This window comes from Geobacillus sp. B4113_201601 (genome assembly GCF_001587475.1).
GTDB classification, from domain to species: Bacteria; Bacillota; Bacilli; order Bacillales; family Anoxybacillaceae; genus Geobacillus; species Geobacillus icigianus.
The window spans coordinates 34,354-46,864 of record NZ_LQYX01000048.1; the positions used below are offsets into that span (position 1 = coordinate 34,354).

The 12,511-nt window shown below is 47.1% G+C and carries 9 protein-coding genes and 1 pseudogene; all 10 read left to right on the forward strand.

Annotated elements, in window-relative coordinates; all coding sequences use genetic code 11:
• Positions 1–904 (forward strand): annotated as a pseudogene (locus tag B4113_RS20425) (flagellar protein FlgN); the annotation flags it as partial.
• Between the two features lie 15 nt (positions 905–919).
• Positions 920–1,252 (forward strand): hypothetical protein, encoded by a 333-nt coding sequence (locus B4113_RS07700; protein WP_061912391.1) that lies wholly within the window; start codon positions 920–922, stop codon positions 1,250–1,252.
• Between the two features lie 258 nt (positions 1,253–1,510).
• The gene (locus tag B4113_RS07705) at positions 1,511–1,804 is read left to right on the forward strand and encodes a WXG100 family type VII secretion target (RefSeq protein WP_033021724.1); all 294 of its coding nucleotides are present in this window, start codon (positions 1,511–1,513) and stop codon (positions 1,802–1,804) included.
• Positions 1,805–2,028: 224 nt separating this feature from the next.
• Complete coding sequence (locus B4113_RS07710) at positions 2,029–2,268, forward strand: EsaB/YukD family protein (RefSeq protein WP_033021730.1); 240 nt, start codon at positions 2,029–2,031, stop codon at positions 2,266–2,268.
• 32 nt (positions 2,269–2,300) lie between these two features.
• Positions 2,301–3,587: a type VII secretion protein EssB gene (essB, locus tag B4113_RS07715; protein ID WP_061912392.1), complete on the forward strand. Its 1,287-nt coding sequence runs from the start codon at positions 2,301–2,303 to the stop codon at positions 3,585–3,587.
• Positions 3,588–3,623: 36 nt separating this feature from the next.
• On the forward strand, positions 3,624–8,057 hold the full coding sequence (gene essC / locus B4113_RS07720; RefSeq protein WP_033843095.1) for a type VII secretion protein EssC: 4,434 nt from the start codon (positions 3,624–3,626) through the stop codon (positions 8,055–8,057).
• A gap of 21 nt (positions 8,058–8,078) precedes the next feature.
• Positions 8,079–10,862: a type VII secretion protein EsaA gene (gene esaA, locus B4113_RS07725; RefSeq protein WP_033017770.1), complete on the forward strand. Its 2,784-nt coding sequence runs from the start codon at positions 8,079–8,081 to the stop codon at positions 10,860–10,862.
• Positions 10,852–11,331, forward strand: a complete 480-nt coding sequence (gene essA / locus B4113_RS07730; protein ID WP_033017771.1) for a type VII secretion protein EssA — start codon at positions 10,852–10,854, stop codon at positions 11,329–11,331. Before esaA ends, essA begins: the two co-directional genes overlap by 11 nt.
• A gap of 119 nt (positions 11,332–11,450) precedes the next feature.
• Positions 11,451–11,762, forward strand: coding sequence for a hypothetical protein (locus tag B4113_RS07735; protein WP_033017773.1), 312 nt, complete (start codon positions 11,451–11,453; stop codon positions 11,760–11,762).
• Positions 11,763–11,766: 4 nt separating this feature from the next.
• A partial coding sequence (locus tag B4113_RS20430) for a pre-toxin TG domain-containing protein (protein ID WP_235597973.1) occupies positions 11,767–12,511 on the forward strand: 745 nt, incomplete at its 3' end.

The window sequence follows — 12,511 nt, forward strand, 5'->3', positions numbered from 1 at the left end:
GATGAAAGAGAAAATTCCCGAATTGTTCAAACATATCAAGATATGGCAGCGACAGAAAGAGACGATTCTGCAAGCGTTCGTCGATGCCGGCTTTCTGACCCTAGAACAAAAAGAGGCCATTTGGCAAGAAGGGAACAAGATCGAGCAAGATGTCGATGCGCTCGAGCAGCGTCTGCACGACCTGCGGGACGACGGGGTTTGGTTGGTGCTCAGAGGTCCTTTCGCCTGGAGTGATCCGTTCGTTTGGATGAAGCTATGGACGACATTCCAAGCCATTCAACACTATATTACGGATCTCATCGCGCGGCTTCAAGCGATCAACCAACAGGCGTCCTCGGTACGGCAGGCAGCGATCACGAGCATCCAGGCGCATTCGCTGCATGAAGTGATCAACGCCCTCGCTCGGTCGAAAGGGAGAGCGTATGATGAGGACGGGAATATGATTCTGATCCAACGGGTTGGGACGGAAGAGATCCGCCTGAACTTGTCATTGGCGGTGCGCATGTACCAGAAAGGGATGCGGATCATGGAGGAAAAAGAGGCGGTGCTGCGCGAGATGAAACAACTTTATGTGCAAGAGTATGTCGAAGATTTTGAGAGGCGAAAGCGGGACCTCATGAGAAACATTGAAGACATGGAACAAAACCCGAGCGCCTACCAGCATTTGTTGGGATCTTTTACCTATGACGCGCAACAAGTATACGTACTGCGCCGGATTGAGGTGCACGAGTCGATTCCGCCGCTGGACCCAATGATTGCCGATGGGTTTGAAGGAATGTTGGCGTACTACGAAGGGGAGATGGCCAAAGGGAGAGAGCTCATCGCTTCCATCAAACAATCGGTTGAACAGTTGGTTGAAAAAGAGGAGCAGATCGCTAATATCTTTGATTTGAGATATGAGTAAAGAGGGATGTTAGGCATGGGACAATTGAATATAGTTTACCAGTTTGACATCGAACAAGATTTGGTGTACAAAGCGAAAGGGTTTATTCAACTGTTGGATCGAATGAAGGAGTGCGACAGGGATTTAGTGCAAGTAGTCCGTGATGCCATGAAGGACATGCAGGGGAAAATTGCTGATAAAACCAATAAAGTGATCGACCAATATCAAAGGCAGAACGAATGGCAGAATGAGATGTATCAATATAGCATGAAAACAGCGGCCCTGCGTTATACGAATATGATCAACGATATGAGGGGACAGAACATTACTTTGTATTACGATGTGATCGTACGAGAAATAAAGGGATAAAACTTCTCAGGGATAATGAAAGAAACGCAAAAGTGCTTTTAGATAACTGTTTAGAGCCTAGCGACATAGGTCTATAGTCGCTGTTTTTTTATTTTCAGAAGGTTTTGTTGACATGGATATGAAAAAAGTACAGATTTTTGTTGATAAAATGTGGTATAAAATACTCATTTTTATATAAATGTATTTATGTTGTTGATCAATCATGATTTTCTTGTTTAAAATTGAAGAGAAGAGATCCCGTTAAAGGAGGACTGAAAAATGGCAGGTGTGATTCGTCTTACACCGGAGGAGTTGCGTGGTGTTGCTAGGCAATATAATGTCGAGAGTTCGAATGTCACCGAACTAATTGCAAGATTGGATCAAATGAGCCATATGCTTCAAGGGATTTGGGAAGGTGCTTCGAGTGAAGCATTTATCCAACAATATCAAGAGTTGCGTCCATCATTCGAAAAAATGGCGGTTCTATTAAACGAAGTGGCACAGCAATTGCACAATTCCGCTACGATTTTGGAAGAAACCGATCAGCAAATTGCCAGCCAAATTCGCGGATAAAGAGACATTCGGAAAAAAGCGCTACAAATCTTACAAAAGATTATGGCGCTTTTTTCTGTATGCATGCTAAATACAACATTCCATGCTGTCCATCTTGAAACCTTAACTGTCACGGCCATTACTCCTAAGATTATGTAAACATTGAACAGATAGGAGAAGGGCTGTTGGCAACAGGGAAGTTCATTTTTTATGTGAGCATGTATAGAATCGGAGGATTGACAGCTATGTATATCCAAGTTACGGTTGACCTTCGCTATTATACACAAGATACACTAGACCTCCGCTTATCCGACTTGTATTCAATTAAAAAGATAGTAGAGATTGTTTGGCAGATAAAAAATATATCGACGCCACCGCGAGAAGGCTGCTGGGTGCGTGTTGAAAATAAGCAGGCAGTCTTCCCTGGCTGCGCGACACTGCAGGCGAGCGGTATTACCAACGGGGACCGCATTGTAGTTTTGTAACATCGACAAAGAGATAAGGGGCATTTTTGCTTATGAACGAAAAAAGGACGTATTTGGAAATACAGGTAGACGCCGTTATGACTGGCGATCAACCGTATGTGCTCGTCTTTCAGCGTGCCAAGCTGAAAATGCAGCATCCGCTAGAACTAGAGATTGTCAAGGAAGCGGATCCTTGCATCAAACGGGACATTGACGTATCTGAAGATGAAGTAAGAATGGTGATTCAACCACCTTCATCGTTTTTGCCGTTTGCGGCGGTGAAGAAAATGTCGCTGCTCTCTCGCATCAGAGCTGCTCTTCAGCTCGTCTCTAAGGTGAAGCATCATTCGGCTCGCCGGTTGATTCTTATCGTCTGTCCAGAAAATCTTGTGTTTAACCGGGCGTTGGAGCCTTTTTTTCTCCATGTGGGTGTGAAGGAAAGCTTGCCACCTGATGAGTGGGATGACGAGCGCCTTCTTCGTGAAGTGAAAGCGACAGTGCTCGCTCTGACGGAAGGTGAATATCGATTTGACGAATACTTGAAGTTTCATGAAACGTTGAAATGTTCGCCGATGGCGAAAGAATTATGGCAAGCCGATCATTTTGATGCGTTGTTAGCGTTTTTGGAGAAATGGGCTGATGAAGAAGAGGAAAAAGAACGGTCACAAGTGCACATTTCCAAAAAAAGATGGAACGCGCAAAGATACATATTTTTTTCTGCCATCGGACTGTTAATTCCTGCGATCATCTATGTGCTTTATTCGTTCTTTCTTGCGCAGCCGAAGCAAGAGGCATATATCCAAGGTACAGAATGGTTTTTGCAAAATAAATATAGCGATGTCATTACCGCCTTGGAAGATTATGCGCCTGAAGATATGCCGTATGTCATTCAGTACGAACTTGCCTTTTCTTATGTCATGACGGAATCTCTCACCGAAAAGCAGCGTGAAACGGTATTGAACAATATTACCCTTAAAACAGATGAACCATATATGTTGTATTGGATTTACATCGGACGCGGCCAAAACGAGGAAGCGCTTGAATTGGCGCGGACGATGGAGGACCGGGATTTGATCGTGTACGCTCTATTAAAATACCGCGAGCAAATGAAAGGAGATACAGAGTTGTCAGGAGCCGAAAAGCAGCGAAAATTGGAGGACATTGACCAAGAAATTGAAGAATACGAGAGAGAAAGAAAAGAGACGGAAACTTCACTGGAGGAAGAACGAACAAGGGGAGAGCAGCTGCCGGCTTCAACGCCAGCGACTAATTTATCTGGCGAGACGACGCCATCGTCTCATGAATCGCCTGCTATCAACCATCAAGAATCTAAAAAATAGAAATGCGCAGCTGTGGACATTGTAGGAGAGGATTGTATGAGTCAACTATGGATTTTGTATGAAACATATTGTCAACGATTTTCGTTGACAAACGAAGAGAAGACCATTGTCATCGGCAATCAGTTAGAGCATCACGTGACTGTTTCAGCATTTTCATTTCGCGACGGATATATCCAGATCGAAAAGAAATCGGACGGCTCGACGCTCGCCGTTCTACAAGGGGACCGGCAGATCGGTGAGCTAAAGCTAGGGTGTTCCATTACGGTTAACGTCGATGAGAGGCAAATGACAATCGCCTGGAGCACAGAACATAGGAAATCGATTTATTATGTCGGACAACAAAGCGAGGTGCTTGTCGCCAATGATCCTCAAGCAGACATTCAGACAGCGAATGCTTGCTTTTCGTTGCGAAAGCATCAAGGGAAATGGGTCGTTCTTCCCGGCAATGCCCGATTGTTTTTAAACGGGGTGCAGCTAGCCGATGCGGCGCCGTTGCGAAACGGCGATGTGCTCTTATGCCCATATATGCAGTTTGTTTTGATCGAAGATGATTTGCTGGCGGTGACGAGCAGCGAAGAGGTGGTTTCATCGTTGACCGAAACGATGCCCCCTCTTTCTGAAATGAAGAAAAAATATCCGATATACCGTCGGACGCCGCGTATGATTTATGAGTTGCCCAGAGAAAAAGTGAGCATTTCATTTCCAAGTCAAGACGGGGACAGCGACCCGCGCGGCTTATGGCTGATGGTATTGCCGCCGCTTATGATGCTGCTGGTAATGGGGGCGGTGGCGCTCATTCAGCCGCGGGGCATTTTCATTCTGATTTCACTTGTCATGTTTGCGACGACGATCGTGACATCAACGGCGCAATATAGGCGGGAAAAAAAGACGCGCAAAACGAGAAAAGAAAAGCGCCAGCGCATTTATACGAACTACTTGGAACAAAAGCGAGAACAACTTCAGGCGTTGTCCGAGAAACAGAGAAACGTATTATATTATCATTTTCCATCCTTTGAGCAGATGAAATCGTTCGTCATGCAAGTGAACAGCCGCATTTGGGAGCGGACGGCGGAGAGCGCCGATTTCCTTCATGTGCGAATCGGAACGGCCGACGTGCCGGCCGCATATGAAGTGTCAGTGAATATGGGCGATCTGGCGAACCGGGAAATGGATGATTTGTTGGAGCAGGCCCAGCGCATGGCCCGGGTATATCAAACCGTTAAACATGTGCCGCTTCCGATTGATGCATCACGCGGAGCGATCGGAATGGTCGGGAAACGATCCATTGTGAACGGCGAAATCGAGCAGTTGGTGGGCCAAATCGCTTTTTTCCACAGCTACCACGATGTGCGGTTTGTGGCGATTTTTTCAGAGAACGATTATAAGCAGTGGGAATGGATGAAATGGCTTCCGCACTTTCAATTGCCGAATTCGTTCGCCAAAGGGCTTGTTTACAACGAGCAGACGCGCGACCAATTGTTGTCGTCCATATACGAGATGCTGCGGGAGCGCGACTTGGATGAAGAAAAAGACAAAAAACGGTTCTCCCCTCATTTTGTATTTATCGTGGCTGACCGTTCGTTAATCGCGGAACACGTGATTTTAGAGTATTTGGAAGAAAAAAACGAGGACATTGGCATTTCTGTTATTTTTGCTTCAGAGACGAAAGAGAGCTTAACGGAAAACGTTCATACGCTCGTGCAATACATTAACGAGCGGGAAGGAGAGATTGTCATTCAGCATCGGAAGGCGGCGCATATTCCGTTTCAGCTGGATGAGCATTCAGCGGAAGGAAATGAATCATTTGCGCGAATGCTTCGCTCATTGGATCATCAAAAAGGCATGAATAACTCGATTCCAGAAAAGGTGACATTTTTAGAAATGATGCAAGCGCGCCGTGTGAACGAACTGAAGATCGCACAAAACTGGTTATCGCGCCAAACGTCCCGCTCGCTTGCCGTGCCGATCGGATTAAAGGGGCGGAAAGATGTCGTTGAGTTAAATTTGCACGAAAAAGCGCACGGGCCGCACGGGTTGGTCGCCGGAACGACGGGATCGGGAAAAAGTGAACTGCTGCAAACGTACATTTTATCATTAGCCGTGCATTTCCACCCGCATGAAGTCGCCTTTTTAATCATCGACTACAAAGGAGGCGGCATGGCGCAGCCGTTTAAGAACATTCCGCATTTGCTCGGCACGATTACGAACATTCATGGGAGCAAAAACTTCAGCGCCCGGGCGCTCGCGTCCATTAACAGCGAACTGAAAAAACGGCAGCGCCTTTTTGACCGCTATGAAGTCAACCATATTAACGACTACATGGAACTGTACAAACAAGGAAAGGCGGAACAGCCTTTGCCGCACTTATTTTTAATCGCCGATGAGTTTGCGGAATTGAAAAGCGAAGAGCCGGACTTTATTCGCGAATTAGTGAGCGCCGCCCGCATCGGCCGCAGCTTGGGTGTTCATCTTATTTTAGCAACGCAAAAGCCGCGAGGCGTTATCGATGAGCAAATTTGGAGCAACGCCCGCTTCCGCATCAGCTTAAAAATGCAAGATGCAAACGACAGCAAAGAAATTTTGAAAAATGGTGATGCCGCAGCGATCACAGTGCCAGGAAGAGCTTATTTGCAAGTCGGAAATAACGAAGTATACGAGCTGTTTCAATCCGCATGGAGCGGCGCGCCGTATGCGGAAGAGGGAGTCGAGGCCGAGGACGAAATTCATATCGTGACCGATTTAGGTCTTGTGCCGGTGTCGAATGTGGCGGCCGATCGGAAACGAAGCCGTCAAAAGCCAAAAACAGAAATTGAAATGGTAGTCGAGCAAATCATTGAAACGCAAAAACAATTCAACATTGAAAAATTGCCAAGCCCGTGGCTTCCGCCGCTTGCGCCTCGCTTGGCGCGCCCGGCGTCAGTGACAGCGGAGGCCGCCGCTTTTCCGATCGGCTTAAAAGACGAGCCCGAACTGCAAAGTCAATCCGATTATTTGTATCAATGGATCGAAGACGGAAATATCGGCATTTTCGGTTCGGCAGGATACGGGAAATCGACGACGGCGATGACGCTGCTTCTAAGCTTTGCGGCCGCATACAGCCCAGCGCAGCTTCATTATTACATTTTTGATTTCGGAAACAGCGCGTTATTGCCGCTGCGTCAGTTGCCGCATACAGCCGACTACTTCCGGTTGGACGATGAAAAGAAAATGGAAAAGTTTATCAAATTTATGAAAGAGGAAATGGAGCGGCGTAAACAGCGATTTATGGAAAAAGAAGTAAGTTCGATTAAATTATATAATGCGCTGTCGGAAGAAAAGCTCCCCGTTATTATAGTGGCGCTTGACAATTTTGATGTTGTAAAAGAGGAAATGCCTGACTTTGAAACGCAGTTGATTCAATATGCGCGAGACGGACAATCGCTCGGAATTTTCGTAATATTGACGGCGACGAGAGTGAACGGAATTCGTCCCCCGCTCACGAACAATTTAAAAACGAAAATTGTTCATTACTTTATTGACAGCTCTGAAAAATTTTCGTTGATTGGGCGAACGCCGTATGAGGTCGAGCCGATTCCGGGCAGGGCGCTCGTGAAAAAAGAGCATGCAGCCTTAACGCAAATGTATCTTCCGGCTGACGGCGAAGACGACATTGAAGTGCTCGAAAATGTCAAACGAGAAATTGAAAGATTAAAAGAAGCATATCAACACATACCGAAGCCAGAACCGATTCCAATGCTTCCGCCGCGGTTGCCTTTCGCCGTCTTTACAAACACGTATGTTAAAAACCAGGCATCAGGACTCATTCATATCGGACTTGATGAGCAGACGGTCCGACCAGTGGCGATCAACATCCGGACTGATCCGCACTGCTTGATTGTCGGACAATCAAGAAAAGGAAAAACAAACGTTGTAAAGGTCATTTTAGAGGCTTTGCTTGTCCAAGAGCCGGAAAGCATCGGCTTGTTGGATGGAATTGATCGGGGACTCGCTGCCTACGCGAACCGGGACGGCGTCACCTATATGGAAGCAAAAGAGAAACTAACGCAGTGGCTGAACGAAGCGAATGCTGTGCTGCAAAAACGGGAGAGTGCGTATATTAAAGCGGTAAACGAAGGCCGTACGGCAGCACACGCATGGCCGCCGATTGCCTTGATCGCCGACAGTCTCTTGCGCCTTCAACAAGAGACCGACAGCATCATGCAAAGCCGGATTGCCAACATGATGAAACAGTACAGTCATCTTGGATTTCATGTTTTTGTTGCCGGAAACGCCGGTGAGTTTGTAAAGGGTTTTGATGCCTTGACAGGGGAGCTGAAGCAAATTCGCCAAGCTATTCTCGTAACAAAAAAATCTGAGCAAAGCTTGTTTGCATTGCCTTTTACAAGAAACGAACAAGAAATTGAACCGGGATTTGGCTATTTTGTCGTCGGCGGAAAAGACCAAAAGATCCAAATCCCAAAAGTCGAATAAGGGGATCAGGTGAGAACGGACATGAATGGAAAGTGGAAAACCGCGAAATTGATCGGATTGATCATCTTCATAATCAGCCTTCCCGTGCTGTTCTTTATTTTCATTGGCCAAAACCCATTGAAAACAACAGAAAAGGCGACCAATCACATTGCGGTCGTGAACGAAGATATCGGGGCGGAATACGATCGAAAAACGTATTCTTTCGGCAAGGAGATCGTTCCCGCCCTTGCCGACCGTTCGAGCTATCGCTGGTCGGTGGTGAGCCGCAGCCAAGCGGAGAATGGGCTGAAAAACAACGAATACGACGCAGTCGTGTATGTGCCTTCTGATTTTTCTCAAAACATTTTATCGTTTACTGACAAGCAGCCGTTAAAAGCAACCGTGCAGTATAAAATTCAGCCGAATTTGGATGCGAAAAACAGAGAGCGGGTGCAAAGAGAACTCGAAGCAGCCAAAACCATGATGAACCAGAAAATGTCGACCCTTTATTGGAGCTACGTAGCGCAAGAGATAGGGGCGATTCGGAAGAAATTCAACGACATCTTAGAAAAGGAAATCGCGTTCCAGAAGACAATGTACGCTTTTTATACCCCTGGCTCAGCCAAACTTGCTGAAGAGATCAAAAGACAAAAAGGGATGTTACAGCAACTGCTCGAGGTATCGAACAACGCCAAAGATTCTTCAGCTGGCACTTTGCAAGGGTTGGAGGAGGCGGAAGCGGAAGTCGCCGCTTTTATTGACAGTGTTCGTCAATATAAGGAATATCAGCAGCGGCAAAGTGTGCTTCTGCAAGAGGGAATTGATGAATACAAAAAAACGTTTAACGAACGAATAGCTACAATGCTCGGGCAGCCATGGAAAGTGAAGCCGGATTTTCAATATCAAGGGCAAAATTTGCTCGAATCAATCACAACTTTGCGAGACACGGTAGCCAAAAGCCACACATCACTACTGAACTTCAATGAACAACTGAAACAATCAACAGCTTATGAACAATTCCAGCAGTTGCTGGCATGGCAAAAAGACTTCGTTCGTCAGTATCAAAAAGAGGTCAACAATCGGACGCTTGATCAATTGCAGCAACAGCTCATTGCGCTTCGGCAAAAGCTACAATCGCCTTCTTCGGAACAAGCAGGCGCAAAGCACCCGGCACCAATTGAAGCGCCGCCACCAGTCGATGCGAAGCTATTGGAAGCGTTGCAGCAACAATTTGCAACCTTGAAAACACAATGGCAAGCGGCAAAACCGCAGAGTCCGCAAGAAATATGGAATAATATAGAAGGTTCGATCAGCCACCTTGAAGCGGAAATACAAAAAGCGGAACAAACGTGGCAACAACAACTCGCTTTGCAGCAGCAATGGCAGCAAAAATACGAGCAACTCGCCAAGCAGCTGAACGAGCCATCAACCGAAGGCGAAGTCAACTCCATAGACGATATAGTGCAGCAAATCAAGGAGAAGGAACAGACGGTTCTTGCGTCGCCGGCGTTGCCGGAAAGCCGTAAACAAGTATTGGCTTCGCATTTTGCAGCGTTGATTCAAACTCGAAATGTAGCGGATCTTCTAGACTACTTTGCATGGTTGTCGATGTTTGATGAAGCCGTGCAACAAACTACCCACTTTGACGAAGAATTGGTCGATCAGCTCTTGATGAATTGGAATCAAAGAGATGCCATTTTCCAAATGCTATCAGATGTGCAGAGCGAAGCGCCTTATTTTTACGAGCTGCAACAACACTTAGCGTCTTCATTAAAAGAGGCGGAAGCAGCTGAAGAGAGGACGGAATCCTTTATAGAGACAACGCTTGGATATATACAAGCATACGATGAGAACGTACAAAACATGCAAGAGATGATCATAGGTCAGCTGCAGGAACTCAGTGATGTGATGAGCGAAGTGACAACGCAACTACAAGAGGCGGTAAACGAGGGAGAACAAGCTGAATTGGTTTGGCGAGGAAGCGACGGAGAATTTGTCATCACGATGCAGCAAAACACGATGCAAGATGTGCGCCAAATTTCTAACCTTATTGCCTCAATTGCGGAAGGTCAAGACCGCATTGCCGATTATACGAATGAACTGCATCAAAAAGTAGGGTCGGTTCAGGCGAAAGCGGACGAATTAAACGGCAAATGGACGGCCAATGTGAATACGACAAAGCAAATTCGAAACGACGTCTATCGCCTTTTAAACAACACGATGGTTGACCAGCAGGCGAACGGCTATGTTTATGATTATTTAACAAACCCTGTGCAAATAAGCGGCGATTTGCCGGAGGAACAAGCGACGTACACACCGCCGGTCGTAGTATTGATCATCGTCTTGCTATGTGGCATGCTCATCGGCTTCTTCCTTCATTATTATTCTAATAGTCCTTTTATGTTGCAGCTTGCTCTATTGCTCATGATGAATGTAGTAGTGGGGTTAATCATCAATATCTATAGCCTGAAAATTTATCCAATGCAAGAGGTTCGAGCCATCAAGTGGAGTGTGCTGACGATCGTTTTGTTATTCTTCTGTTCTGCAATCGTTCGATTGGCATTTTGGATCGGACCGTTTACCGGTTGGATCCTTGGAGTTGGGCTTGTGCTTTTCTTCATTACCCCATTGCTCGATTTAGTGCTGCCCAACTTTCATTTCGAGCATCCGATTGCGAAAACGTATATATCGATTCAATACGGCGACCAACAAAGTTTTTATTCAGCCGTGATACCGATCGGAGTCGTTTCATTATTGATGGCGGCCATTCCGTTTTTGAAACATCGCCTCATCCAACCAAAGGAGGCGGAGACACATGAAGGGTAGGGGGGGATGGCTCCCTTTCCTTCTTATCCTATTGTTTTTAGTGACAGAGGGAAAGGGCGTGGAAGCGGAGGAATGGCCGGCGGTGGAACCGAACCGATATGAGAAGCAACAAATTGAATTGCGTACGGACTATATTCGCGAGCAGTCGCTTTTAAACGAGAAAAAAGAGCTGCCGAAAGAACAGTTGCCGTTGACATTTCAGCGACCGGCGCCTTCCGCTTTTGAGCGGACAAAAGCGCAGTTGTTTTTATCGCCGGAATGGGAAACGAATACGATCGCGACGAAAGCAGAAAAGCTAAAGCTGTTTTCGTCAGCGAAGGAGCTGACCTCCTCGTCTCGACCCGCATTGAATGAGGAGGAAGCGGCGGATTCATCGAGTTTGCTCTGGCTGTTTGGAGTTCTCGTTTTCGGGCTGATTACGGCGATTTTTGTGATTATCGTTCCACGGATGAAACAATTTGTCCGCTAACCCTTAAGTATATTTAAAGAAAGGGTTCAATGGAGGGACGATGTAAAGTTTTTATTTGAAACAGCAGGAACGGCTAGTATGAGCTATTATTTCGCCATTTTAACGGGGGGGGAATCCAAGTGTCATCGATGGTAGAGTCGATTGAAAAGGAAATGAAGCGGAGGGCTTACGAAGCAGCGATGGCCATTTTGCAATCTTACCAAGGGCAAGTGCATGAAGCGATGGAAGAATTTCAAGGTGGCATTCGCGGCTTTTATCGCGCCAACGATGAATCTATTCCGTACTGGCAAGGGGAGGCGCGGGAAGCGTATGAGTGGGTCTATGCCGATTTAAAGCAAATCGAGGCGCGGATTGAGGCGACGGCGGATGAATTGATCGATGAAATCAGCAGGGAAATCGCCCGTCTTCGTCGAATGATAGAGGAGTTGTAATCACATGATTCGGTTGAAACCGGATGAGTTGGAAACGGTCGCCGGACATATTCCCGAAGCGGAAGATGCGTGCCAACGGGCACGGACGACGTTATCGTGGGAGCTCTCCTCCCTTGTGATGAATCTCCCGGGCGTCAGCACACCCGCGATCGAAGAGCTGAGGGATGAACTCGTTCATTGGCTGAAGCGTTATGAAGACAAACTGAACGAAGCCGAAGAACTTCTGTATCGCACCGCCGCCGCGATGCGCCAAGCGGACCAAACGCTCGCCGACAATATGAAGGAATTGGGGTTGGAGTTTCTCGGATGGTACGACGTGCAACGACTATTCGGCGAGTACGATCCGGTCACTGGGGAGCGCCTGTCGATCGGGGATCGGCTGCTGGCGGGCGGGATGTTGCTGTTATCGATTGTACCTCCGGCTAAAGGAGCCGGCGTCGCCGGAAAAGCGGCGATCAAGGGGGCCAAGGCGATCGATGCCGCCTCCACTCTTGCGAAAGTGAAACATGTCGTGTGCGATGATACCATGAAGACGATCTTCCAGACGATCTACCATCAAGTCATCAAAGCGCCGTTGGCGGAAACCGCGCGCCTGTTCAAGAAGCAATGGGACGAATTAGTCAAAAGCGTCGCCTCCGTTTCATGGCAGCCGGCGTATGCGGGGGTGTGCCCAGCGCCTCGGGTGTGGATGAACGAAGTGAAAGATGCGTCCCTCAACATGATCAAGAAAGTTGAGGGGGAAATGGTTG